The 24,873-nt window shown below is 37.7% G+C and carries 26 protein-coding genes and 2 pseudogenes; 22 read left to right on the top strand and 6 right to left on the bottom strand.

Annotation, left to right across the window (positions count from 1 at the left end):
• Positions 1–574, top strand: a 574-nt coding sequence (locus tag ACY3XC_RS28335; RefSeq protein WP_464871510.1) for an IS3 family transposase, incomplete at its 5' end; no start/stop codon positions are given.
• 390 nt (positions 575–964) lie between these two features.
• Here ACY3XC_RS28335 and purF read toward each other — a convergent pair.
• Complete coding sequence (purF, locus tag ACY3XC_RS28330) at positions 965–2,344, bottom strand: amidophosphoribosyltransferase (protein ID WP_464871508.1); 1,380 nt, start codon at positions 2,342–2,344, stop codon at positions 965–967.
• Between the two features lie 222 nt (positions 2,345–2,566).
• On the opposite strand from purF, the gene purC reads away from it, so the two are divergent.
• From purC to ACY3XC_RS28265, 13 genes are all read left to right on the top strand, one after another.
• Positions 2,567–3,286, top strand: coding sequence for a phosphoribosylaminoimidazolesuccinocarboxamide synthase (gene purC / locus ACY3XC_RS28325; RefSeq protein WP_464871507.1), 720 nt, complete (start codon positions 2,567–2,569; stop codon positions 3,284–3,286).
• Positions 3,279–3,533 carry a phosphoribosylformylglycinamidine synthase subunit PurS gene (gene purS, locus ACY3XC_RS28320; protein WP_464871506.1) on the top strand — a complete coding sequence of 85 codons (255 nt, stop codon included), beginning with the start codon at positions 3,279–3,281 and terminating at the stop codon, positions 3,531–3,533. The genes purC and purS overlap by 8 nt, the downstream gene beginning before the upstream one ends.
• An 11-nt stretch (positions 3,534–3,544) precedes the next feature.
• On the top strand, positions 3,545–4,228 hold the full coding sequence (gene purQ, locus ACY3XC_RS28315; RefSeq protein ID WP_464871505.1) for a phosphoribosylformylglycinamidine synthase subunit PurQ: 684 nt from the start codon (positions 3,545–3,547) through the stop codon (positions 4,226–4,228).
• Entirely contained in the window at positions 4,215–6,503 is a 2,289-nt protein-coding gene (gene purL, locus ACY3XC_RS28310) for a phosphoribosylformylglycinamidine synthase subunit PurL (protein WP_464871504.1), read from the top strand. The genes purQ and purL overlap by 14 nt, the downstream gene beginning before the upstream one ends.
• A gap of 16 nt (positions 6,504–6,519) precedes the next feature.
• On the top strand, positions 6,520–7,554 hold the full coding sequence (purM, locus tag ACY3XC_RS28305) for a phosphoribosylformylglycinamidine cyclo-ligase (protein ID WP_464871503.1): 1,035 nt from the start codon (positions 6,520–6,522) through the stop codon (positions 7,552–7,554).
• 2 nt (positions 7,555–7,556) lie between these two features.
• On the top strand, positions 7,557–8,135 hold the full coding sequence (gene purN, locus ACY3XC_RS28300; protein WP_464871502.1) for a phosphoribosylglycinamide formyltransferase: 579 nt from the start codon (positions 7,557–7,559) through the stop codon (positions 8,133–8,135).
• Positions 8,132–8,281: a phosphoribosylglycinamide synthetase C domain-containing protein gene (locus ACY3XC_RS28295; RefSeq protein WP_464871501.1), complete on the top strand. Its 150-nt coding sequence runs from the start codon at positions 8,132–8,134 to the stop codon at positions 8,279–8,281. The genes purN and ACY3XC_RS28295 overlap by 4 nt, the downstream gene beginning before the upstream one ends.
• 330 nt (positions 8,282–8,611) lie before the next feature.
• Positions 8,612–9,766, top strand: a complete 1,155-nt coding sequence (locus ACY3XC_RS28290; RefSeq protein WP_464871500.1) for a YecA family protein — start codon at positions 8,612–8,614, stop codon at positions 9,764–9,766.
• 194 nt (positions 9,767–9,960) lie between these two features.
• On the top strand, positions 9,961–10,836 hold the full coding sequence (locus tag ACY3XC_RS28285; protein WP_464871499.1) for a hypothetical protein: 876 nt from the start codon (positions 9,961–9,963) through the stop codon (positions 10,834–10,836).
• Positions 10,837–11,248: 412 nt separating this feature from the next.
• Positions 11,249–11,686 (top strand): MarR family winged helix-turn-helix transcriptional regulator, encoded by a 438-nt coding sequence (locus ACY3XC_RS28280; RefSeq protein ID WP_464871498.1) that lies wholly within the window; start codon positions 11,249–11,251, stop codon positions 11,684–11,686.
• Positions 11,687–11,766: 80 nt separating this feature from the next.
• Complete coding sequence (locus ACY3XC_RS28275) at positions 11,767–12,438, top strand: class I SAM-dependent methyltransferase (RefSeq protein ID WP_464871497.1); 672 nt, start codon at positions 11,767–11,769, stop codon at positions 12,436–12,438.
• Positions 12,439–12,775: 337 nt separating this feature from the next.
• Positions 12,776–13,765, top strand: a complete 990-nt coding sequence (gene xerA, locus ACY3XC_RS28270) for a site-specific tyrosine recombinase/integron integrase (protein WP_464871496.1) — start codon at positions 12,776–12,778, stop codon at positions 13,763–13,765.
• 105 nt (positions 13,766–13,870) lie between these two features.
• Positions 13,871–14,113, top strand: a complete 243-nt coding sequence (locus ACY3XC_RS28265; RefSeq protein WP_464871495.1) for a hypothetical protein — start codon at positions 13,871–13,873, stop codon at positions 14,111–14,113.
• Positions 14,114–14,406: 293 nt separating this feature from the next.
• On the opposite strand, the gene ACY3XC_RS28260 is transcribed toward ACY3XC_RS28265, so the two are convergent.
• A complete protein-coding gene (locus ACY3XC_RS28260) occupies positions 14,407–14,907 on the bottom strand; it encodes a PCYCGC motif-containing (lipo)protein (protein WP_464871494.1) in 501 nt (166 codons plus the stop codon).
• 222 nt (positions 14,908–15,129) lie between these two features.
• On the opposite strand from ACY3XC_RS28260, the gene ACY3XC_RS28255 reads away from it, so the two are divergent.
• Positions 15,130–15,519: a FixH family protein gene (locus tag ACY3XC_RS28255; RefSeq protein ID WP_464871493.1), complete on the top strand. Its 390-nt coding sequence runs from the start codon at positions 15,130–15,132 to the stop codon at positions 15,517–15,519.
• A gap of 55 nt (positions 15,520–15,574) precedes the next feature.
• Here ACY3XC_RS28255 and ACY3XC_RS28250 read toward each other — a convergent pair whose 3' ends face one another.
• The 3 genes from ACY3XC_RS28250 to ACY3XC_RS28240 all read right to left on the bottom strand — a co-directional run bounded on the left by ACY3XC_RS28250 (position 15,575) and on the right by ACY3XC_RS28240 (position 18,273).
• Positions 15,575–15,748 (bottom strand): twin-arginine translocase TatA/TatE family subunit, encoded by a 174-nt coding sequence (locus ACY3XC_RS28250; protein ID WP_374932518.1) that lies wholly within the window; start codon positions 15,746–15,748, stop codon positions 15,575–15,577.
• A gap of 326 nt (positions 15,749–16,074) precedes the next feature.
• Complete coding sequence (locus ACY3XC_RS28245; protein WP_464871512.1) at positions 16,075–17,244, bottom strand: ZIP family metal transporter; 1,170 nt, start codon at positions 17,242–17,244, stop codon at positions 16,075–16,077.
• 15 nt (positions 17,245–17,259) lie between these two features.
• Positions 17,260–18,273 carry a multicopper oxidase domain-containing protein gene (locus tag ACY3XC_RS28240; protein ID WP_464871492.1) on the bottom strand — a complete coding sequence of 338 codons (1,014 nt, stop codon included), beginning with the start codon at positions 18,271–18,273 and terminating at the stop codon, positions 17,260–17,262.
• A 214-nt stretch (positions 18,274–18,487) separates the two neighbouring features.
• Here ACY3XC_RS28240 and ACY3XC_RS28235 point away from each other — a divergent pair, with 214 nt between their 5' ends.
• The 7 genes and pseudogenes from ACY3XC_RS28235 (at position 18,488) to ACY3XC_RS28205 (ending at position 23,983) form a co-directional block, all read left to right on the top strand.
• Positions 18,488–18,856, top strand: a complete 369-nt coding sequence (locus ACY3XC_RS28235) for an ArsR/SmtB family transcription factor (RefSeq protein ID WP_464871511.1) — start codon at positions 18,488–18,490, stop codon at positions 18,854–18,856.
• Positions 18,849–20,988, top strand: a pseudogene (locus tag ACY3XC_RS28230) (heavy metal translocating P-type ATPase). The gene ACY3XC_RS28235 and the pseudogene ACY3XC_RS28230 overlap by 8 nt, the downstream one beginning before the upstream one ends.
• A gap of 52 nt (positions 20,989–21,040) precedes the next feature.
• Positions 21,041–21,613, top strand: a pseudogene (locus tag ACY3XC_RS28225) (flavin-containing monooxygenase); the annotation flags it as partial.
• An 89-nt stretch (positions 21,614–21,702) separates the two neighbouring features.
• On the top strand, positions 21,703–22,143 hold the full coding sequence (locus ACY3XC_RS28220; RefSeq protein WP_464871491.1) for a PCYCGC motif-containing (lipo)protein: 441 nt from the start codon (positions 21,703–21,705) through the stop codon (positions 22,141–22,143).
• A 27-nt stretch (positions 22,144–22,170) separates the two neighbouring features.
• A complete protein-coding gene (locus ACY3XC_RS28215) occupies positions 22,171–22,404 on the top strand; it encodes a hypothetical protein (protein WP_464871490.1) in 234 nt (77 codons plus the stop codon).
• Between the two features lie 186 nt (positions 22,405–22,590).
• Complete coding sequence (locus ACY3XC_RS28210; RefSeq protein WP_464871489.1) at positions 22,591–22,950, top strand: copper resistance CopC family protein; 360 nt, start codon at positions 22,591–22,593, stop codon at positions 22,948–22,950.
• A 1-nt stretch (position 22,951) separates the two neighbouring features.
• Positions 22,952–23,983, top strand: a complete 1,032-nt coding sequence (locus ACY3XC_RS28205) for a copper resistance D family protein (protein ID WP_464871488.1) — start codon at positions 22,952–22,954, stop codon at positions 23,981–23,983.
• Positions 23,984–24,200: 217 nt separating this feature from the next.
• On the opposite strand, the gene ACY3XC_RS28200 is transcribed toward ACY3XC_RS28205, so the two are convergent.
• Entirely contained in the window at positions 24,201–24,413 is a 213-nt protein-coding gene (locus ACY3XC_RS28200; RefSeq protein ID WP_464871487.1) for a hypothetical protein, read from the bottom strand.
• Between the last annotated feature and the right edge of the window lie 460 nt (positions 24,414–24,873).

Below are 24,873 nucleotides of genomic sequence, written 5' to 3'. Positions count from 1 at the left end.
AACTGATTCAAATCATGATTTAAACATTTATCCTAATATACTCAATCGTCAATTTAGTGTAGAAGAACCTAATCAAGTGTGGGTTACAGATATTACCTATATTTGGACGCTTGAGGGATGGCTTTATTTGGCATCGGTAATGGATCTATTTTCAAGAAAGATTGTCGGCTTTAGTTTAGCAAGCCATATGAGGAAAGAATTAGCTATACAAGCATTGAATATGGCGATTATTCAAAGACAGCCTGGAAAGGAATTACTTCACCATTCAGACCGTGGGTCTCAGTATTGTTCTCATGAATATATTGATATCTTGAAAGAGAAAGAAATGAACATCAGTATGAGTAAAAAAGGTGATCCTTATGATAATGCTTGTATTGAGTCGTTTCATGCCACCCTTAAAAAGGATTTGATTTATAGAAGGCGATTTAAAACAAGGGCAGAAGCGATTAAGGCGGTAAGTTATTATATTAGCAGCATTTATAATGAAAGACGAAAACATTCAACATTAGGAAATACATCCCCGAACCAATTTGAGAGAAACCACTCGGTAAATAAATCCGAAATAATCTCATAAAGACACATTTGGTATTAGAAATGGTCAGTCATGTATTTCGACTGCCCATTTCTAATACCATACCAAACGAAGTGCGGTAGGGTTTTTGGTTTCAATAGTCTCAAATTTTATTGTCCACTTTCTTGACAGAAGACCATAACTGCTTTAAATATGACAAAATCCATGGATTTGGATTCAATAAGCGGAAAAACTCCGCTTATTTTTAAGGAAATAGTGTTGTTTTCCAATTTAAACGGAAATTCTCCGCTTATTTTATAAACTTAGTGAAATCAACATTCAGTTTTAAGGTGTCCAGAGGTGTCCAGAGGTGTCCAAGGGGACGGTTCCTATGGTACAAGTTAGACAAAATGGACCGCTAGAACCGTCCCCATGGTCCCACATTGGCATCTTTCACTTCAAATACAAGTTAGTTGGATATGCCCCACTAAAACAGGCGATACAGCGGCTGCTGGTGTCTGCTAAATCTACATCAACCGCCTCTAATAACCCTTCCGTACTTAAAAAAGCTAAAGAATCTGCTCCGATTACTTTCCCCATCGCTTGTTCTTGTTCATGTTTATTGGCAAATAGTTCTTCTTTTGTAGGCATATCCACTCCATAAAAACAAGGGTTTTTGACCATAGGGGAGCTGATACGTACGTGGACCTCTTTGGCACCTGCTTGACGAATCAATTGAACAATGCGTTTGCTTGTCGTTCCCCGAACAATGGAATCATCAACCAGCACAACTCGCTTATCCTCGAGAATTTCTCGTACTGCACTTAATTTTAGACGAACGGCCAGGTCGCGCAATTCCTGGGTGGGTTCAATAAAGGAACGGCCCGCATAAGGGTTTTTGATGATTCCCATTTCATACGGAATTCCTGCTTGTTGTGCATACCCCATCGCTGCAGGAACACTAGATTCCGGCACGGCAACCACAACATCTGCTGGTACCGGATGTTCCTTTGCTAGAATTTGGCCTAACTCTTTCCGGATGGTTAATACACTTCTTCCATGAATCACGCTATCCGGACGAGCAAAATAAACAAATTCAAAAGAACAAAGGGAAACCTCGCCTTTTTCAGCAAATCTTCCTGTTTGAACACCCTTTTCATCAATGAGAAGCCATTCACCCGGTTCAACGTCTCTCCAGAACGTAGCATCTACCGCATTTAACGCACATGTTTCGGAAGCCGCGACAATAGATTCGCCAATTTTTCCGAGGCTAAGGGGGCGTAATCCATGACGATCCAGGGCAACGAGCATTTGTTTCTCTGTCATAATGAGTAAAGCGAATGATCCGTCAATCCGCTTAAGAACTTCAGGTCCAGCTTGATTAAAATATTTTTTACTTGAACGGGCGATAAGGTGGGCGATAATTTCTGTATCCGTTGTTGTCTGAAAGATGGCCCCTTGCTGCTGGAGCACTTTCCGTTCGATATGGGCATTCACAAGATTCCCGTTATGGGCAACAGCCAAATCACCCTCACTGTATTTAAAGACGAGGGGCTGAGCGTTTTGTAATAAACTTGCACCAGAAGTTGAATAACGGACATGGCCAATGGCCATATTTCCGGTTAATCCATCAAGGGTCTCACGGGAAAATACCTGCGTAACTAATCCCATTCCTCGGTGATGCCTGAATGATTTCCCATCCGCAGCCACAATTCCTGCACTCTCCTGACCGCGGTGTTGAAGTGCATGAAGTCCATAATAGGTTAAATGGGCTGCTTTGGGGTGATTAAAAACACCAAATACCCCGCATTTCTCCTTCATTTCTGAATCCATTTTGTCTGCCTCCCGTGATGTTCATTCCCTTATTTTGGGCGAAAGAAAAATTTCTATCCTTTTATATTCATTTTCTAGTAGTCAGCGTGTAACGATAAAATTTTGTTGGTTAATAAAAGTAAAGGAATGTCATTCAGGATACCTTAACATCAGTAGTAAAAAAAGTTGGTCTGATTTTAGGAGGAAAATTTGTTCGATAAGACGGAGTAAAGGAGAAATGTAATGGAAAAATTAGAAATGCTTTATGAAGGTAAAGCAAAAAAGGTATTTAAAACATCCGAGTCAGGAACGTATTGGATTGAATATAAAGATGATGCCACTGCCTTCAATGGTGGGAAAAAAGGGAAAATCGCTGGAAAAGGAACGTTAAATAACGAGATTAGTGCCATTTTTCTTAGTTTGTTGAAAGAAAAAGGGATGGACAATCATTTTATAAAAAAAGTCTCATCAACCGAACAGATTGTCCATCAAGTGGAAATTATCCCCATAGAGGTGGTGGTTCGAAACATTTCCGCAGGCTCACTCGCAAAAAGGCTTGGATGGGAGGAAGGGAAGGAGCTCCCTCAAACGATAGTGGAATTCTACTATAAAAATGATGAACTAGGGGACCCTTTAATTAACCATGATCACATCGCGATTCTTGGACTGGCAACAGAGGAAGAATTAGCCAGCATTCGAAAACAAGCTTTGAAAATCAATGAAATCTTGAACGAATATCTTTTAAACAAAGAGATTATCTTAGTTGATTTTAAATTGGAGTTCGGCAAAACTCCAGCTGGAGATATTATTTTAGCGGATGAAATCTCCCCCGATACGTGTCGTTTTTGGGATGCCCATACAAAGAAAAAATTAGATAAAGATCGGTTTAGACGTGATTTAGGAAATGTAGAGGAAGCCTATCATGAAATCCTGCGGAGAATTGGGGGTAGTGTCAATGTTTAAAGCAACGGTGTATGTAACATTAAGAGAAAGTGTGTTGGACCCACAAGGGAATGCGGTTCACGAGTCACTGCATTCGCTTGGGTACGACGAGGTTGGAGATGTACGAATCGGGAAATACATGGAGCTTGAAATTAACGGTGATGAACAAACGGCAGCAGAAGAACGGGTCAGGGATATGTGTGAAAAGCTCTTAGCCAATACTGTAATTGAAGACTTTAGGTTTGATGTTAATAAGCTGGAAGGATAGGGGGGAGTAAGTTGAACTTTGCTGTACTGGTTTTTCCTGGTTCAAACTGTGATGTAGATATGTATAAAGCTATTTTAGATACGATTGAACAGCCTGTCGAATATGTATGGCATCTAGAAACGGACCTGTCAAAATATGATGCGATTCTTGTTCCGGGAGGATTCTCTTATGGCGATTATTTGCGGCCGGGGGCTGTAGCGAGTCTGTCTCCTGTCATGGAGCAGGTGAAAATCGCAGCGGAGGAGGGAAAATTGATTCTGGGTGTCTGCAATGGATTTCAAATCCTGACCGAAGCGAATCTTCTGCCAGGTGCTTTAAGAAGAAATCAAATGTTGAAATTCCATTGTGACACCATTGACCTAATAGTCGAAAACAACCAAACACCGTTCACATCAGACTACCTGGAAGGCGAAACGATCCGGATTCCCATTGCCCATGGTGACGGAAATTATTATTGCGACCAAGAAACGCTGAAGTATTTAGAAGAGAACAATCAAATCGTATTCAGGTATCAGGGGACGAATCCAAATGGTTCGATTTCCGAGATTGCAGGGGTAATCAATGAGAGAGGCAATGTGTTAGGATTAATGCCCCACCCGGAACGTGCCGTTCATAAATGGCTGGGAACAGATGACGGAAAACGGATGTTTTCATCTATTTTAAGTTACTGGAGGAAACAACATGGCACAGTATAAAGAACCAACTCCTGAACAAATTGTCGAGCAGAAGGTCTATCGAGAAATGGGTTTGACGGACGAAGAGTTTGAAAAAGTAATCGAGATTCTCGGGCGGAAACCGAATTATACCGAAACGGGCATCTTTAGTGTGATGTGGTCCGAGCATTGCAGCTATAAAAATTCGAAGGTAGTCCTCAAGCGTTTTCCGACTTCCGGCCCTCATGTTCTCCAAGGTCCTGGTGAAGGAGCGGGGATTGTCGATATTGGAGACCAACAAGCAGTCGTGTTTAAAATTGAAAGCCACAATCATCCATCGGCCATTGAACCTTATCAAGGGGCTGCTACAGGTGTTGGAGGGATTATTCGTGATGTTTTTTCCATGGGTGCGCGCCCGATTGCGCTATTGAACTCATTAAGATTTGGCGAACTTGATAATCCAAAAACCAAATATATATTTGAAAATGTGGTCGCCGGTATTGCAGGATATGGGAATTGTATGGGCATTCCTACGGTTGGCGGCGAGATCTACTTTGATTCTTCTTATGAAGGAAATCCCCTTGTTAATGCTATGTGTGTGGGTTTAATCGATCATAATCAAATTCAAAAAGGCGTGGCGAAAGGGATTGGTAACCCCGTTATTTATGTTGGCGCGGCTACTGGAAGAGACGGCATTCATGGAGCGACCTTTGCATCAGAAGAATTGAGCGAGAATTCCGAAGCAAAGCGTCCGGCTGTCCAAGTGGGCGATCCTTTTATGGAAAAATTGCTGCTGGAAGCGACTCTCGAATTGATAGCCTCCGGCCATGTGGTAGGGATACAGGATATGGGGGCAGCAGGATTAACGAGCTCCAGCTCCGAAATGGCAAGTAAAGCAGGAAATGGCGTTGAATTGGATCTTGATCTCGTTCCACAACGCGAAAAAGGAATGAGTGCCTACGAAATGATGCTCTCAGAATCACAAGAGAGAATGCTGGTGGTGGCGAAAAAAGGAAAAGAAGAAGAAGTAAAAAAGATTTTTGACAAATGGGGACTTCACTCTGCTGTGATTGGCCGGGTAACAGATGATAACCAACTCCGTTTACTTCACAAAGGAGAGGTGGTGGCGGAAATCCCGGCAGACAAGCTGGCAGAAGACGCGCCGGTCTATTGTAAGCCCTCTAAAGAGGCTCCATATTACCAACAATATTCATCCTTAGATCCCGCTCAAACAATAGCAGAACCAAATGACTATAATATCGTATTAAAGAAGCTGCTAGCATCCCCTACCATTGCCAGCAAAGAGTGGGTGTATCAACAATATGACTATATGGTGAGAACCAATACAGCGGTCATACCTGGATCGGATGCTGCGGTCGTGGCCATCCGCGGCACACGGAAAGCATTGGCGATGACGACAGATTGTAATGGAAGATATGTTTATCTTGATCCGTTCGTTGGGGGAGCGATCGCTGTTGCAGAAGCAGCCCGTAATGTCGTTTGTTCCGGTGCGGAGCCTTTAGCCATTACCGATAACTTAAACTTTGGCAGCCCGGAAAAACCGGAAATCTTCTGGCAGTTTGAAAAGGCTGCTGATGGCATAAGTGAAGCGTGCCGTCAGCTTAATACGCCAGTCATTGGCGGGAACGTCAGTCTTTATAATGAGACAAAAGGAGAAGCGATTTTTCCGACACCGACCATTGGAATGGTAGGTTTAATTAGAGATACCAATCATATAACGACTCAGGAATTTAAAAAAGAGGGGGATTTAATCTTTTTAATGGGGGAAACCAAGGCAGAAATAGGTGGTTCAGAATACCAAAAAATGGTGACAGGAAAAATGGAAGGGAGACCACCACAGTTAAACCTAGAGTTGGAAAAGAAGATTCAAGCTCTTACCCTAAAGTTGATTCAAGAAGGATTGGTGCAATCCGCCCATGATACAGCCGAAGGTGGTATCGCAGTGGCACTAGCGGAAAGCTGTATCGGCGGAAAGCTGGGAGCGGTCATTCAGTTAACGGAAGAACTTCGATCAGACTTTACTCTATTTAGTGAATCTCAATCTCGTATTATTATTTCGGTCACACCGAAACATGGTGAAAGGATAATGGAAATGGCGAAACAACTCGAGGTACCAATAAAAGAAATCGGCATGGTGAAAGGGACGGAATTATCGATTACCCATCATGGTAAGAACGTGATTTCTCAGCCGGTTGCTGAATTGGATAGTGCATGGAGAAATGCCATCCCAGACATTATGCGTTCGGGATTAGTAAAAAAATTCAACATGCAGGAAATCTCTGCAAGTTTACCGTAAGGAGGGAAACAAACCAATGAGCGATGCGTACCGCCAAGCAGGAGTCAATATAGATGCGGGCAATGAAGCGGTTGAAAGAATGAAAAAACATGTAAAAAAAACCTTCCGTCCCGAAGTATTAACTGGATTAGGAGGTTTTGGGGCTCTTTTTAAACCAGACTTAACGGGGATGGAAGAGCCGGTTTTTGTTTCTGGTACAGATGGTGTTGGGACCAAATTGAAAATCGCCTTTGCTATCAACAAGCACGATACCATCGGGATTGATGCAGTTGCCATGTGTGTAAATGATGTCATTGTCCAAGGGGCAGAGCCACTTTTTTTTCTAGACTATCTAGCCTGTGGTGAAATCATTCCCGAGAAAATTGAATCGATCGTGAAAGGAATTGCAGATGGATGCCTGCAGGCAGGGTGTTCACTCATTGGCGGCGAAACAGCCGAGATGCCGGGGATGTATCAGGGCGAGGAATATGATATCGCTGGCTTTACAGTGGGGATCGTCGATCAAAAACATGTGATTGATGGATCCAAAGTCAAGGAAGGTCAGGTACTGATTGGATTAACTTCAAGTGGTGTACATAGCAATGGGTTTTCACTTGTCCGAAAAGTTCTTTTGGAGGATGCTAAGCTTTCCTTAGGTGATTATGTGGATCAATTGGGAGCTGAATTGGGGGCGGTGTTACTCGAACCGACGAAAATTTATGTGAAATCGGTCCTTTCAACGGTGCGGAAATATCCTGTCTCTGGTCTGGTACATGTGACAGGCGGGGGCTTTTACGATAACATTCCACGAATTTTACCCGAAGGCTTACAGGCTGAGATAAGGGATGGATCATGGAAAATCCCGCCGATTTTTTCCTTTATCCAAGCTACAGGCAAAATATCCGATTATGATATGTTCCGAACGTTTAATATGGGAATCGGGATGATTCTAGTCGTTGATGCTGCAGACTCACGTGAAATTTTGGAGCACCTACAATCGTTAGGGGAAGATGCGTTTGAAATTGGTACAGTCCAAAAAGGAACCGAAGAAGTCGTATTCAAAAAGGAGTAAGTATGAAGATTGCGGTTTTTGCTTCTGGTACAGGTTCTAATTTTACAGCGATTTTGGAAGCCATCCAGTCTAGAAAAATTACGAACGTTCAAGTCGCTTTACTAGTCAGTGACCGCCCTCAAGCCCTAGCAGTCCAGAAAGCAAAAGATCATTCAATCCCGGTGTTTACTTTTCATGCGAAGGATTATCCTAACAAACAAGCTTATGAAGAAGAGATTCTTGAAAAGCTAACACAAAGGAAGGTTGATTTTATCGTTTTGGCTGGCTATATGAGACTTTTGGGTCATGTTTTACTCGAGGCCTATGATAGAAAAATCATTAATGTCCACCCATCCTTATTACCAGCATTCGCAGGGAAAGATGCCATTGGCCAAGCCCTCGATTATGGGGTAAAGGTGACGGGTGTGACGGTCCATTATGTAGATGAAGGAATGGATACAGGTCCTGTTATTGCACAACGAGCCATTCCAATCGATTTATATGAGACAAGAGAAACACTAACAAAAAAGATTCAAGAGCAGGAGCACAGCTTGTTACCAGAAGTGATTCAAAGTCTTGCCAATAAGGAGGCAGCAAATTGAAAAGCGCAGGCGGCCGTGTTCTAGGAGTGCCTGCTGTTGGAGAAAGTCTCAAAGAAGCACGAGAATTAGCTTACCAGTCAGTAGAAAAGGTATCTTTTAATGGTGCTTATTACCGAACAGATATAGGCTCAAAAGCCTTCCATTGATTGGTTTACCGTTTTAATAAAATAGGGAGTGTTACCTTCAAGAGACAATAATTTTAAAAAATTAATGTCTCTTCTTAATTGAAGGAGTTTTTTACCACTAAGTATGTTGTAATGAGAATGCATGGTCTTTTTATATCAAGTATACATAGTAGGGGAAGTACCTAGTGGAGAAAATAAAGTACCCTTTAGGTCGTATCATTTTGTAAATAGTGTATGACACTTTTTCTAGGGATTTTTTCAAAAAACGAATCACAAAATAGACTCCTATTTCCTTAAATAATACAATAGAATTGAGGGGCAAAAAGTCCAAAATAGAGTGAAAGGATGGTTATGATGACATTTTTAGAAAAGATTAAACCGCACTTAATGAGCCATGATCGTTTAATTCAAGAAACTGTACTTCGTTCCATAAAAGATTTACCAAATTTACCGGAAGAATGGACCATTGAATTACTTAGGGAAGCTTTTAAAGAAAAAGAGAAGATTTTAATTTATTTAGAGAATCAGAAGTTTAACGAGGAAGCAGTCAAGGTTCTGATAGATAATATCCCTCGGATGGACCAATTCAAGATCCATTTAGCGATAAGATTGATAAACGGTATTGAACCAGAATTTGCTCTATCATACAGAAAACCACTTGAAAGATACATAAGTAAGGAAAGATGGAAATTAATTGAGTTAGAGGTTAATGGGACAGAGGAAGAAGTATGCACAGAATATGAAAAAGCATTAAATGACCTCGAACAAACAGAATATTATAATTATGAACTATATAGTAAGGCGAAAGAACTGGCAGCACGCATAGTGAAAAATGGCTGGATCACGGTAGAGGAGATTGATAGGACGATAGAAGATAATTTAAATGAAAAATGGTTTTCTTATAAAGGAATAGTAACGATTTACATGATTGGATTACTAAGACTGGAAAAGTATATTCCATTATTGGCGAATTTGTTAGAACGGGATGAAGATTTAGTATTAGAGGAAGTGCGCGATGCATTAATTCGGTTTCAGAGTGACGAAGTGGTTAAGGCGGTAGAACCGTATTTGAGGAAAGCGGAATCGATTATTTTTGCAACCTCCGTTATGGAAAATATTAAAACAGACAGTGCTGTCCTTGCCTTAAGAAAGGCTTATCAGTCTGCAGAAGAATCTGAGGATCAGGATATGTTGATCGAAGCACTTTGTTTTCAATTTTCCTCCGAGGCACTTCCCGAAATAAGCGATCATATGAAAAAAGAGTACTTCTCAAGTCATTATGATGTTGAAAAAACAGTCTATAGCTATTATTCCATATTAGGTGAACATCACCCTGACTTAGAAAAGTGGAAACAAACTGTATTAAAAAGAGTGATGAACGATCAGACTGTACATAAACAGCAAATGCTTCAAAATGGTCCTTTTCATAAGGAAAATAAAGTAGGCAGAAATGATCCATGCCCATGTGGCAGTGGAAAAAAATATAAAAAATGCTGTGGGAAATAATAAGTATAAACCACAGAGACGGTATTCCTGGTATAACCTATCATAATCAGCAAGGCGAGCATCAATCGCGATTAGCACACCATGTTAGAGAAAATAGTACGGTCGTTCCAAGTAGTTCACTTGTAAATAAGTGAACTATTTTTTTGGAGATAATTGGAAAAAGTTATGATATCATGAATTAAGGGGGGGATTACTTGAAAAATAGAATGAATAAATACTTTGCAACCGCTGTATTTACTTTCCTTTTATTAATCATAGCTGGATGTACGGAAAAAAAGGAAACGAAAACTCAAAATGAGAATATAAAGACGATTGAAACTGTATTACAGAATAGCCTTACAGGTCCAAGTGATGAATTGAAACAAATATTGGAAAAAGAAAGCGAAGAAAAGTTTGAATCGTTAAATCAATATGAAGAAAAGCTATTTAAAGATTATTTTGCAAATGAAACGTCCTATAGAGATTTCGTTAATAACTATGGTTCGTTCGTAATGATTCGACCAAGTAATGATTATGACAATTTTATTATAAAAAGCATTGAATATGAAGAAGTAGATCCAAAAGATAGCGTTTATAATTTCACAGTAGAATTACAGTTCCAAAAAGAAGGCAGTGAAAAACCAGAAACTGGGATGGTAACGGGGCAAGCAAATTTAACGGAAGAGCACAAAATAGAGGGAATGTTAATTCGTACGAAAGATTTTTGGAGTTCAATGAGTAAAGAACTGACAGAAATGAGAGATATTTATGCGAAAGATGGAAAAGTGTTATTGATGGTTGCTCCAGACCCATCTCTTTCAGCAAGAAAACCGTATGGATACCTATTTCATTTCACGGCACCTTTTGACACTTTCAAAGGGAAAGAATTGGCTATTTATGCTTACCATAATGAAACAGGAGAAAAAATTACGGGATTATCCCCTGAAATAATAAAAGAGCCGTCAACAGGCTATTCCACTTTAGAACGCTTCACTGCTACCTTTTCAGTTCCAAAAAGCGGCTTGTGGCGTTATGAAGTGGTAGTAGATGGTGAATTTTATGCTGATGTTGTTTTAGCGGTTAAAGAATAAACAGTGTAATTTCATATTTTTAATAAAAATAGAGCAACAGAGATAATAATTCAGTTGTTCTATTAAATGATTTTTTCTGTTAATAGATGTTCTGATTAAGGTACTAATTAAGATATTAATTGTTATAAAAAATTGATTGACTTTCAATAAGATTAGTCTTCTGCAAACGGCCCAGATTAACTCTTGTATTACGTAGTAGACACATACTGCGCATTAAATGAGTGCTTAAAATGACTTTGTGAAAGAGTATACTTAAGATAAAACTGAATCAGATATGTAGTATAGTTTTTTCTGTAATCAATTTAAATAACAAAAGGACTTTACTTGTTTTGACAGTAATAAATTGAAGTATTATAATAAGTCGTAACACGACGTGTCGTGTTACGACTTATTATTTTAAGAGGTGAATTTGTTGGACAATGAAATTGATTGGGGCAACTTCATTAAAAATTTGAAAGTAATTCAAAAGGCTATACAGCAAGATATAGATAAAGAAATAGCTAAAGGTCAACTTACTGGTCCCCAGTTAATGGTGCTTGATACACTGGTAGATTGCAACGGTTTAACCGTAAAAGAATTGGGCAAAAATATTGGACTTACTCATAGTACAGTATCTGGAATAATAGATCGATTAGAAAAACAAAATTTAGTTGAACGAAAAACTGACAAATCAGATCGGAGATTTACTCGTATTTACATCTCTGAACAAGTTAAAGACTATATTGAAAAGTTGATCCCTGAATATTATGTTCCTTTACTTGCAAAAGTAAAGACTGCAAACAAAGATGAGCAACTAGTTATTATAGAAGGGATCTCTACATTGCGAAACATCATTGATAATAAAAAATGATTGATGTTGACCATTTCAGAGGTTATGAGTTGGGCTAAATGGTGAATGGTTATAAGAAAAATAAATGAGGGGGGAATATATTGGAAAGTAAAAGAACTCAGTCGAAAACAAATAGTAAAATCGAAGAATTATATACAAAGAGGGCATTAACATATGAATCTTTGTATGTTAATCGACTAGGTTGGGGTAAAGAACTTTACACTTTCTTTAGGAACTATAACTTTTTACAATCGCAATTAAAGGTTTTAGATGCTGGATGTGGAACAGGAGTTATTACAAGAACTCTCAATAAAGTTGTAAATGAATTAGGATACGATGGGTTAGTATTTAATGCTTTTGATCTTACTCAAGGTATGTTAGACATATTTGAAAAGCAAAAAGGGGAAGAAGGACTAAATAATACAGAATTAGCTAGGGCTGATGTCTTAAATATCGATTCACTACCAGGTAATTGGAACGGATATGACCTTATTATTTCATCAACATTATTGGAGTATATCCCTAGAGAACAGATTAGTAATGCATTAGGAAACTTAAAACAATTACTTAAAGAAGGAGGTAAAATGCTAATCTTTATTACTAGACGTAATTTTGTTACCAACCTAACTGGTAGGCTATGGTGGAAAACAAATTTGTTCGAAGAAGATAATTTCCAAAACATACTTCGAAATGTTGGTTTTAGAAAAATTGAACAAAGATATCTTGAATCTAGATGGTCGAAATTTATAATGGTTTTTGAAGTAACGAAGTAACAAGAAAATTTACAACCAGTTAATTTATCCGATTCTCGCTATTTAGATTTAAGATAATAATAAAAAAATAAGGAATCGCAATTCAATAAGATTGAAACTATCGGGTGGCTAATTTTGAAGAAACATAACTAGTAAAACAAAGTCATTGCTGTACAGTACAACGATACTATCTGTACACAACCACTAAGAGACGATTACCCCAAAAGTAATCGTCTCTTCCTTATTCAAATTATAAAATCAAAGACAAAAAAGCGGTCCATACTCACTCAGTTGGTATTTTTGGTGTTTGTATAGGTAATCCTTAGTTATTAATGAGTACTAAGGAGGGTTGATCAATATGAATCTAGGTGAGCAAATATTATCAGATTTAGTAGCTGCTTTAAAAGATTTGTATCCTAATATTGAAGTGGAAAGTACAAAGAATAAATTGTCTACTGTACAATCAGCGTATTATATTCAAAGAGTTAAGTTAGGTGAGATACATCCAGACCTTGAGGATAAAATACAATTGTTCATTTCAGCAAAAAAACTAGAAGGTTTAAGTTCTATTACTCTAGACAACTACCTCATGGAATTAAGTATGTTTGCTGATATCGTAAAAAAGAAGGTTGAGGACATAGCTACGGCAGATGTACGAATGTATTTAAGTCAAGATGGGACCTTAAAAATGAGCACAATTAGAAAGAAATTATCTGTTTTAAAGAGCTTTTTTAGTTGGTTAGCTTCAGAAGAATATATTAAACGTGATCCAAGCACCAAATTAAAAGCTCCAAAAGAAGAATACCGACTTCCTAAATCATTATCAATCGAAGAACTAGAAATGTTAAGAGAATCCTGCGAAACAGTCAGGCAGCGTGCTTTTCTAGAAATATTGTATGCAACGGGTTGTAGATTGTCTGAAGTTCATGGATTAGATAAATCTGATATCAATCTACAAAATATGAGCACATTAGTTATTGGTAAAGGGGATAAACAAAGGGAAGTCTATTTTTCCATTAGAGCAATGTATCATTTAGGTAAATATTTAAAAGGAAGAAATGACAATTGTGGAGCCTTGATGGTTACAGAGAGAAAGCCTTATAGAAGATTATCTAAACGAGGAATACAAAGAGAAATATATATAATCGCTCAAAAAGCAGGTTTACAAGACAAAGTAAGTCCACATGTTTTGAGACACACTTTTGCTACTTTAACCTTAAATAATGGTGCCGAACTGGTTGCGATTCAAGAACTCTTAGGACATAGTTCACCTGATACGACACTAAGGTATGCAAAGATTACTCATGAGCGAAAGCGAGAGCAACATAAAAAGTATTTGATTCAATAAGTTGTTGTTCATTTGACTCAATACTGCGTAGCAAAGGACTTAACTATTAGCTAACTTTGTGAAATAATACCCTTACTAACAGAATTCAAATGTGGGGGGATTGTAGTGACCGATTTACGATTGAAAAACGAACCACAACCAGTAAATTATGATCTATATGAAAAATATTCACCAGTTTCGATGGAGAGCTGGGATGGAGAACTAATTGGGCCCGATGAATACGGTGAAAAACAGCGTGAAAACTTGCTGTTATTACTTATCTACAACATCGGTATTCAAAGGACTTTGGAAATTATTGCGGAAAACAAGGAGAACAAACCCCTTAGCTTTCCAGTTGGGAAGGGATAAATGTAAATTAATATAAAACTATATCTGGTAGAAGATAACTATCTAAGAGGCGATTACATTCTAAGTGATTGCCTTTTCTAATTTGACTAAATACTGCTCAATAAACTCCATCTGTTTTAGAGCTTTTGTGAATATTTTCACTAAAACTAAAGGGAAGTTAGTTTAATGTGAAATTAAAATTTATCTACCAAACAGGTGGTGTATAAATCTTAACAACCTGTAAATTTCAGATTGCATTGACATAATTGTTAATTTGATTATACAAAAGAAACGCTGAGTAAATCAGCGTTTTTTTAAACCTCTGGCATAGGTGTAGGAGTAGATGGTGTTCCAGTACTCTTGTATTTCTCATCGATCATGTTTCGTATATCTTTTAAAGGTGTTCCTTTTTCAAACTCTGATTTAGCCTCACGGGCTATGTCAACACAGACCCCTCAGCCAAAGCCCATTGTATCAAGGGTAGCAGTATTCCCTTCAACATGGTCAACAAAACAATTGGTATTACTAGTATGGCCGTCTTCTTCGTAACATCCGCAATAGCAAGGCATATAGTTTAGCACCTCTGGATGTGCCACTGCGAACTGGTAAGCCTCTAAAACTTCTGGACTGTCACTATAAGTCGTAATTGCAGACCAATCATCGCTGCCCATTTCGTAGGTGAGAACAGGAGCACTTTGCTCATGGTGTCCGTGTCCGTCGCTGTTCTGCTCTTCCTTAGATGACTGTTCCCCTGATGAGGAACAACCTGTAACTAAAGTGAAGGCAGTCAGTATGGGGAATATATACTTCTTCATCTAAACTTCCTTCCTTTCTAATATTTCAATGTTGTTAATATTAGAATACTGATTTCTGTTAATTGATTCAATCATTCAATCTCAAATAAAAAATTTACCATTCTTATATTAAGTTCAGAAATTGGACACAAACGGAAATGAAATTGTCGATATAATAAATTATGGAACGAGCACTATTTAAAATGTGACAATACTATTAACCAAGAATTGGAGTAAAGGCTAATGAAAAAAGTTCTATTCCTCACACTGTGTGTACTTTTTGTTTTAGCAGGGTGTTCAAAAGAACAAAAATCAGAAGAACTACCAGAATTTGTGGAAGTTGTCATTGAACTCCCAGAGATAATCAAAGTAAATAAAGAAGTGTTTATTGAAGCACATGTCACACAGGGTAATGAGAAAGTAGAAGACGCTAAGAAAGTGGAATTTGAAATATGGAAATCTGATGAAGAAACACATGAGAAGGTTCTTGGTGAACATCAAGGTAATGGCATATATTCTATATCGAAGACTTTTTCAGTAGAGGGGGATTACTTTGTTATCGCCCATGTTACGGCAAGAGACATGCACAACATGCCTAAAAAAGAATTTACGGTTACCAAAAAAGCGGAATAAGGAAGAAAAAAAGGGTGGCTCATCGTCTTAGCAGGATGGCCACCTTTAATATCAGCTACTCTTTTTCTTTTTCGTGATTATCATCCATGAGCCCTTTTGTTGATTGTTTAAATTCTCTTAGTGTTGAGCCGAATGCTCTTCCGAGTTCTGGTAACTTGGAAGGACCAAAAATAATAAGGGCTAGCATTACAATTAGTATTAAACCTGGTATTCCGATATTTTGAAGCATAGTTTCCCTCCTAATATGTTATTTGTAATTCCTCTTTGAATCACCATTTCTACAATAGATTCAGGAAAAAAACTCGTTAATATCAATTTCCTTACCAAGTTTTTTTAATCCTTGATTGAGTTTAATTATTGTGGAAAATCTCGGACGATAGTCCTGATTGTAACATAATTTTAAGATCGTACTTTTACTAAGATTCGATAACCTTTCTAACTCAAATATATTAACGCCTTTTTGTTCATCCATCCATTTACCAAACTTACTTCTTCCTTTAAAGCCCATTACCATTCACGCTTTCATTTATATAAATATCTGACATTGATTAGAGCTTAAAATTTTACAAAAAAAGCTGTAAAATACATGATTAATATTCCGAGTGTAAAGCCCGTAAAATTCATCCATGATACGAAAGGTTCATTATTCTTTTTGTGATCTTCCATTAGCATTTTGGAGATTACGAAAATCACCTGTAATATAGCCCCAGCTCCTATTCCAAGGAAAAATGCACCCCAAATGGGTGAAAAGATAAAACCACCGAACCAGGTTCCTAATATGGCAGGTGCACCTGCAATCGTACCTAATAACACAAATTGGCTGATTTTTGGCTTTGTTGATAATAATGGAGCGGCTATTCCAATCCCCTCAGTGATATTATGCAGGGTAAAACCTATGATTAAAAACGTGCCTAACGCAGCTTCACCAAGTGCAAAAGAAGAACCAATTGCCAATCCTTCACCAAAATTATGAAGTCCAATACCTGTAGCCATTAATAAAGCAATTCCTAGTGGTGAATACCCATTGCGTTTTTGCCGTTGTTGTTGGTACTGGTCAAATCCAATCAATAGGAGAAAAGAAAGGACCGTGCTAATAATCACTACCATGTTTCCTTGGAAGACAGATGGTGCTTCAGCTCCAATTTCAAATCCATCAAATAACGTCCCAAAAAATAAGAAGAGTAGGAGACCAACAGTAAGTGCAAGGATGGCATTAATCCAGTTTTTCTTCATACGCTTCATGAATGGATACCATAATAAACCTAATGTTATGGGAACAATGCCTACATAAAATCCAATAAATCCGTAATTCAACACATTATCCCAAGAAAATTCAGGAGTTAGGGTTGCTGCATCAATTGTTGCTTCTGTAATAATCCCATTTTCGGAGATTAATAGAATGGTATGTGGATCACCTTCAACCCATGGATAATTAATTGTTACCTTTGCATCATCAAACCGTTTAAGTGTAGAATCTGGGGTCATGGAAAAAGTCCACACAGAATCATCAACAATTACTTGAGATATGGTCAATGTTTCTGGTCCAGTATTACTTACATCAAGCTCAAATCCTGATGGGACTATTTTTATTTGTTCAACATTTAGCACTTCAATTGGAGCCGCAGGATCTCGTTCTACTCCAGCACCATTTTTAAATACCCATCCTAACACCAGCAGTAACAGAACTAGAGGAATTAGAAAGGTAATCAGCCATTTTGTTTTCATCATTTACACTCCTTTCTATTCAACCTCAAAGAATCCCATCCAGCCAAGCTCGGCAAATTCACTTACATGAGCATGAAACATATATCTGCCTTTGTACGGAAAACGCACTTCAATAATTCCACGTTCTCCCTGGCATTGCATAATGGTGTCTGTAAATTGAGTTGGATTGTCATTTCTTCCTGTTGGAATATAGGTAAAATAGTTCGCATGTAAATGGAAAGAGTTTAGCAAGTCAAATTCGGTTAAATTACTTAAATAGATACGGACAAGCTCATCCTTTTTGATTTTTATTGGATGATTCATAAAAGCAAAAGCGTAACCATTCACGGTATAAAATTCATTTGCACCATCTAAATCTAAGTCATATGCATTCATGACCATGTTTAATTCTAATGCTGGTTTCCGTGGGTTTTTTGGATCGATAATAAAATTTCCGTATAACCCTTTATGAATATGTCGTGCTAACGGTAAGACATGGCAATGATAAAGTTGTAAGCCATAAGGCTTTGCTTCGAATTCATAAGTGAAAGATTGACCTGGAGCAATAGGAGTTAATCCATCCATCTCAGGAGGGTGAATACCATGGAAGTGAATAGAGTGGGAGTGACTTCCCTGATTTGTAAAATGAAATTTTAATAAATCCCCTTCAGTACAACGAAATGTGGGTCCAGGGATGGTTCCGTTATAGGTCCAACCTGGAAACTTAATCCCGTTTGCAATTTCAATTTCCTTATCAACGGCTGCAACTTCATATTCCCTCAAGGTTTGACCATTTGATAATTTCGTCACTTTTCCATAATCAAACTCAGTTAAGAGACGATTGGCCATCTTGTAACCCTCTGTTATTGCAGAATCATGCATATTGCTGTGATCTACAGTATGACTAGTATGACTTGATGTATGATCCTCTGCATGAACTACACGAGAAAAGGGTGCCATTTTATTTAAATACATACTGCCAGCTATCCCTAGTGCACCAGTAGTTCCAATCTTTAAAATATCCCGCCGAGAAATTTTTTTCTCAGACATAGTTTTACCTCCCTTTAAAAAGTTTCCTTAATGCAAAACTATTTGTGTTTTCCAATACTCTATGACACGGACAATCTTTTTGTCAATATCCAAATCGTAATTTTTATTAAAACATTCAAATAATTGTTTGACCATTGGATTCGTTATTGTATATACAAATAATCAAATGAGGGTTTGAATAAGGAGGAGCAATCTTTTGAAACAAGAGGATCTATTGAAGCAAGAAGATGTGTGTGAAGTAACATGCGTGGATGAGGATAAAGTAAATCGGCTAAAAAGTTCTATTTCACAACAAGATACTTTGTCTGTCGCACAAATATTTAAGGCCTTGGCTGATGACACTAGAATAAGGATTGCTTATGCCTTAAGTGAGGAAGATGAATTGTGTGTATGTGATGTAGCCAATATTGTGGGCAGTACCACAGCTACTACATCTCATCATTTAAGACTCCTTCGTAATTTGGGCTTGGCGAAATATCGTAAAGAAGGGAAATTAGTGTATTATTCCTTAGATGATGATCATGTGAAACAACTAATACAAATCGCCTTTGAACATCAAAAGGAGGTGAAAATCCATGAGTAATGCTGGTTTGGAAAAATCAAATGAAAAAACAGTTTACCGAGTGCAGGGATTCACCTGAGCTGGCTGTGCGACAAAGTTCGAAAAGAACGTAAAACACCTGGATGGTGTTTCTGATGCAAGTGTAAACTTCGGTGCTGCAAAACTTACGGTTTATGGGGATACAACAATTGAGGAACTAGAAAAGGCAGGGGCCTTTGAAAACATAAAAGTAATCCCTGAAAAGCAAAAATTTGAAGAGAAAAAAGAACCATTTTTACAAAAGCATTCAACCGTTATTGCCTCGTTGGTTTTCCTGCTAATTGGGTGGATTTCAGCGGAACTAAATGGAGAAGATAGTGTATCTTCAATTTTGGCATATGCCACGTCTATTTTAGTAGGTGGTTATCGACTTTTTAAAACTGGATTAATGAATTTAATCCGTTTGCAGTTTGATATGAAAACCCTAATGACTATTGCGGTTATAGGTGCTGCCATTATTGGTGAATGGGGAGAGGGTGCAACGGTTGTCATCCTGTTTGCCATAAGTGAAGCTCTTGAAACTTACTCAATGGATAAAGCTCGTCAGTCTATCCGTTCCTTAATGGATATTGCTCCAAAAGAAGCCTTGATTCGAAGAGGAAATAAAGAATTTATGGTTGAAGTGGACGATATTCAAATTGGCGACATTATGATTGTAAAACCTGGACAAAAAATTGCGATGGACGGGATTGTTGTCAAGGGATTATCGTCTGTGAATCAAGCAGCGATTACTGGTGAATCGGTTCCCGTTGCAAAATACGTTGATGATGAAGTGTTTGCTGGAACGTTAAATGAAGAAGGTTTACTTGAAGTAAGAGTAACCAAACATGTTGACGACACAACGATTGCAAAGATTATCCATTTGGTAGAGGAAGCTCAAGCAGAAAGAGCACCTTCTCAGGCATTTGTGGATCGATTCGCAAAGTATTACACGCCACTCATTATGCTTATAGCACTGGGCGTAGCAGTGGTACCACCTCTCTTCTTTGGAGGAGATTGGGACAAATGGATTTATCAAGGATTGGCTGCTCTAGTGGTTGGTTGTCCATGTGCGTTAGTTATTTCAACGCCAGTTGCAATCGTAACCTCAATAGGAAATGCTGCTCGAAATGGTATTCTAATTAAAGGTGGAATTCATTTAGAGGAAATGGGAGCAATCAAGGCCATTGCCTTTGATAAAACCGGAACCTTAACGCACGGTATTCCAGTCGTAACAGACTACATTCCACAACCAAATGCAGATTCTGATGAACTTCTAACCATTATCGCTTGCCTTGGAAGATGGTTCCCAGCATCCGTTAGCTTCAGCCATTATGAAGAAAGCGGAACAGGATGTTTTACCTTATAAGGCTCTGACCATTGAAAACTTTACCTCTATTACAGGTAAGGGTATAAAAGGTGTAGTCAACAATATGACGTATTATGTAGGCAGTCCAAACTTATTTGATGAAATATTATCGAGTGGAATTCCATCAAACCTTAAAGCGACTATCTCTGACCTTCAAAATAAAGGGAAGACTGTCATGGTTGCAGGGACTGATACAGAAATATTAGGACTGCTTGCTGTTGCTGATGAAGTAAGAGGGAATAGTAAATCAGTCATAAAGAAACTTCACTCATTAGGTATACAAAAAACCATCATGTTAACGGGCGATAATAAAGGTACGGCTAATGCCATTGGGCAACAGGTAGGAGTATCTGACATTAAGGCAGACCTTTTACCTCAAGATAAATTAACCCTTATTAAAGAACTTAGGAGTAAATATAACCGTGTTGCAATGGTCGGAGATGGAGTGAATGATGCACCAGCATTGGCCGCTTCCACAGTGGGGATAGCGATGGGCGGAGCCGGAACAGATACAGCACTTGAGACCGCAGATATTGCTTTAATGGCTGATGATCTTGGTAAACTTCCGTTTACAGTTAAGCTAAGTCGAAAGGCATTAAACATTATCAAACAAAATATTACATTTTCATTAGGGATTAAACTTGTTGCTTTATTGTTAGTGATCCCTGGTTGGTTGACTCTCTGGATAGCCATATTTGCAGATATGGGTGCCACACTGATTGTAACTTTAAATGCTCTAAGACTTCTCAGAATAAAAGACAGATAAGATAGGGCTTCCCGTTTTTAGGGAAGTCCTTTTTTTCAAAGGGGGAGAGAAAATGTTTTATGATGTTCTTGTTATTGGTGCAGGTCAGGCAGGACTTGCAATTGGGTATTACTTAAAACAAACAAAATTATCGTTTTTAATTTTAAATAAGGAAAGTGCTATCGGTGAGAGTTGGAAAAAAAGATACGATTCTTTAACCCTTTTTACGCCTCGTTCTTATAGTTCACTACCAGGTTTATCATTAAAAGGGGAAGAGAAACTATACCCAACGAAAGATGAAATTACAGATTATTTATCATTGTATGCCAAAACATTTTCACTTCCTATTCAGCTTAATACCACTGTTAAGAAAGTGGATAAAGAAGACCATTTTATATTGCACACAACCCAAGGTGAGTACCACTGTAGGAATGTAATCATAGCAACAGGCCCTTTCCAAAGACCGTTCATCCCAGAATTTTCTCATCTTCTTTCCGAAAATATACTTCAGGTTCATTCATCAATGTATAAAAATCCTAGCCAAATAAAGGAAGGGACTACTCTTGTTGTAGGCGGAGGAAATTCAGGAGCTCAAATTGCTGTTGAATTGTCACATAGTAAAGAAGTTTATTTATCCGTTGGGCATCTTTAACAATTAACACGGTTGTTAGTATGGTTTCCTTGTTAAAATAAAGACAGCTAGGTAAGACTAGCAGATTTGAGGTGAATTTGTTGATGAAATATACAGGTATTCTATTAAGCGGTGCCCTATTTATGGGTTTGCTAACTGGATGTGGTTCTAAAGAAGAAATAGCTTTAGATTCAAAACATACGCCACTACCAGACTTTGTGCTTAACGCCTCTGAAGTAGTACAAGAAACATATGTTATGGCCGCACAATATCCTGAAGCATTGGCAGCTGTTCCTTGTTATTGTGGCTGTTATGCCGAAGATGGACATGAAAGCAATCTTGATTGCTTTGTGGATAGCTTTGGAGATGACATGCGAGTGACTGAATGGGATTCTATGGGTATATCCTGAGACATCTGTGTAGAGATCGCCCGTGAGGCGACTGAAATGTATCAAGATGGAAAAGAATTAAAAGAAATTAATAGATTAATTACTAAAAAAAATGAAGATTTTGGGGAACCAACGCCAACACCGGTACCAAAATAGATGATTAGTGGAAGGAATAGATGTTTAATGAAAAAGATTTCTGCGGCGATATTTCTAGCCTTCTGTCTTTTTGGGGTGGTAGGTGTTGTTTTTGCAAATTCCTTTACGATGGAACAGAATACAGTAAAAAATAAAACAGAACAGGTCGAAGATGAATGTGCATTAAAAGCTGAAGGAAAAGCTTCTGATAGTACAAATCAAGAAACAGATAAGGCACCTGAAAATTGTATGGATGAAATGAAAGAAGAGATTAAAGATTAAAAGTAGGAAGAGCTATCCAATTAAGGAATAGCTCTTTTTTTGTTTTCTACAGTAAATATCAATTGCTTTGTACAACTTGAACCTCATGAAAAGCTAAATATAGTTTATGAAATTAACTTGAAAAAAGGTTGAAAATCAAAATGTTTTAATTCATGATAAAAAAGATTATTGAAGGATGAACAGCAAGTGCCTTTAAACATTGAACTTCAAGAAAAACAAATGATTGGTACATTATCCACTCCTTTAGAGAATGGCTCTTATGTTATTGAATGGAGTATTGCCGGGGAAGATGGTCACCTAATTACAGGTAAAATTCCTTTTACGGTCCAGATGGAGCAAAAGGTAGAACAAGAGAAAATGACCGAAACGAAAGAGCATATTACGACTGACAAAGAGGATAGTAAGGCTGAAAATAAAGAGAAAAGCAGTCAAACTAGTGACCAAAATAATAAACAATCATCAGATTCGTTCAAGTTAATAATATCTGTTGTGGTTGTAATTATTTTGGTTATTGGTATGTTGTTGCTTTTTGGAAGGAAAAAATAAGATGCATGTTTTGGTTCCAATAGCGGAAATCGGAAATTACATCGTTTTTTCGATATTAATAGGTCATGTCGTTCTACAATTCCTACCTGATTCCCATAAACCTAAAATCAACATTTCTAGGAATATTTTATTACTATCGACTTTGGGTATTTTTTTCTTTACATTAGGACCTGTAGTTCAAACAATTTCATATTTTAGTGACAGTGTGGGGCTTACTCTTGCGATATTCTCAGTTTTAACGGATTTCCAAGTGGGCCAGGCATGGTTATTTATTGGGTTTATGTCAGTGTGCTTATGGATGACTATCTTGGTTAACGGATCTAAATATCTACAGGCACTGTGGCTATTATTAATCGTATTAGGAGTTGGATACGCCAGTCATGTAGCGTCTTTGTCGTTTTGGGTGGGTTTATTGGCTCATTCCGCTCATTTTTTAATGGTTACACTTTGGACAGGCATTTTAATACATGTTGCTTGGTTTTCAAAGGAACAACGAAAATGGCCAAAATTTTTAAAATGGTTTACTCCTTTTGCAATAATTTGTATTATTATCATTTTTTTAAGTGGAATCACGCTTATGCTTTATGTAGTTGAACCTGAGAACTATGTAAAGTCATGGTTATTACCATACGGTCAAATGCTACTCTTAAAGCATATTAGTATTATCCCCGTATTGGTATTTGCGTTTATTAATGGCGTTCTAACCAAAAGGGCGGCGACTATTTCTTCTTATAATCCACGTCCTTGGATAAAAGCAGAAAGTTTTATTCTAGTAATTGTTTTTTATTTTACCAGTGTTTTAGGAACGTTATCTCCACCACATGAAGTTGAATTCACTGTCAAATCGGAGGGAGCTTCAAAATGGGTTGAATGGCTGATAGGAAATGACATTCTTACAACTGTAAACATCGGATTAAAGATAAATTTCTATACTATATTTCTAATAACAATGTCAGTCATTTTTTTAGGAATGATTATTATTAGTTTCAAGAAAGTAAGACCATTAGTTGCAGTATTTTTCGGTTGTAGTTGATTATCCACAATCGGCGTGATTGTGCATGATCAAAAGCCTAATTCCTCGGTATAAATATAATGAGGATTTAGGCTTTTTACTTCAAACCGTCCACGTTTTTCTATTGGTAAATACATTTACAGCAAGTGGTAAATTTCGTTACAACTGCTGGTAAAAAACATGGCAGAGATGGTACATTCTTCTAAGACTGTCATCAATATAAAAATCTTAGAAACCTTTACAAATGAGAAGGAATATTTTGTTTAATTAATTGATGATGCAAAACCGACTCTACGAGCAATACCGTTTCGAAGGTGGATTTGTAATCTACTGTTTCCGTTTCTTGGTGTTCATTTTGGTAGCCGGCTGATAGATTAACAGAAGGGATGCCGTACACTAAGAAAACCATCGCATCACTAATACCACCCGGAGTCATTTTCCAATCGTTCATTCCAGCTAACGTGCCTGCCTTCGCAAATAATAATTGACTAATATGAAAATTTTATAATGAATTCGATGGCAATAAACAACGCTAACGCGTATAAGGTACTGGTTGTATTTAACTTTTCCCCTTAATTTCTCCATTTCCCGCATCACCTTAAAAACAAGTAGTTGGACTCCGCTGCTGGCAAATAACAGTCGTTACTTTAGCTTGTATGTTTTCCCCTTCTTAGTACATCCATTATTTTTCTATAGATAAAAGGCGAATGTAGATATTTAAAGAACATTCCCATGGTTACAAGAGGTACCCAGAAACGCGTATGTCATAAAACATTCACAAATTTATGAAATTACCATGTCCTTTTTCTTCCTTTTTCCATATATAAAGGGTGGAAGTATGAACAAGAAGAAGGGTAGTGTTGTGGATGGCTAGGTTTAGAAAAGTGAGCATGGATTTTTGGGTGGACCCG

This window comes from Bacillus sp. CZDM1 (assembly GCF_055502545.1).
The sequence above is the reverse complement of the archived record's forward strand: the minus strand, read 5'-3'. Positions and strand labels throughout refer to the sequence as shown.

Coding starts and splice junctions, on each gene's coding strand:
- purF (WP_464871508.1), bottom strand. CDS start 2,344: ATGGATTCAGAAATGAAGGAGAAATGCGGGGTATTTGGTGTTTTTAAT.
- purC (WP_464871507.1), top strand. CDS start 2,567: ATGGAAAAATTAGAAATGCTTTATGAAGGTAAAGCAAAAAAGGTATTT.
- purS (WP_464871506.1), top strand. CDS start 3,279: ATGTTTAAAGCAACGGTGTATGTAACATTAAGAGAAAGTGTGTTGGAC.
- purL (WP_464871504.1), top strand. CDS start 4,215: ATGGCACAGTATAAAGAACCAACTCCTGAACAAATTGTCGAGCAGAAG.
- purM (WP_464871503.1), top strand. CDS start 6,520: ATGAGCGATGCGTACCGCCAAGCAGGAGTCAATATAGATGCGGGCAAT.
- purN (WP_464871502.1), top strand. CDS start 7,557: ATGAAGATTGCGGTTTTTGCTTCTGGTACAGGTTCTAATTTTACAGCG.
- ACY3XC_RS28290 (WP_464871500.1), top strand. CDS start 8,612: ATGATGACATTTTTAGAAAAGATTAAACCGCACTTAATGAGCCATGAT.
- xerA (WP_464871496.1), top strand. CDS start 12,776: ATGAATCTAGGTGAGCAAATATTATCAGATTTAGTAGCTGCTTTAAAA.
- ACY3XC_RS28255 (WP_464871493.1), top strand. CDS start 15,130: ATGAAAAAAGTTCTATTCCTCACACTGTGTGTACTTTTTGTTTTAGCA.
- ACY3XC_RS28250 (WP_374932518.1), bottom strand. CDS start 15,748: ATGCTTCAAAATATCGGAATACCAGGTTTAATACTAATTGTAATGCTA.
- ACY3XC_RS28245 (WP_464871512.1), bottom strand. CDS start 17,244: ATGAAAACAAAATGGCTGATTACCTTTCTAATTCCTCTAGTTCTGTTA.
- ACY3XC_RS28240 (WP_464871492.1), bottom strand. CDS start 18,273: ATGTCTGAGAAAAAAATTTCTCGGCGGGATATTTTAAAGATTGGAACT.
- ACY3XC_RS28215 (WP_464871490.1), top strand. CDS start 22,171: ATGAAAAAGATTTCTGCGGCGATATTTCTAGCCTTCTGTCTTTTTGGG.
- ACY3XC_RS28205 (WP_464871488.1), top strand. CDS start 22,952: ATGCATGTTTTGGTTCCAATAGCGGAAATCGGAAATTACATCGTTTTT.
- ACY3XC_RS28200 (WP_464871487.1), bottom strand. CDS start 24,413: ATGAACGATTGGAAAATGACTCCGGGTGGTATTAGTGATGCGATGGTT.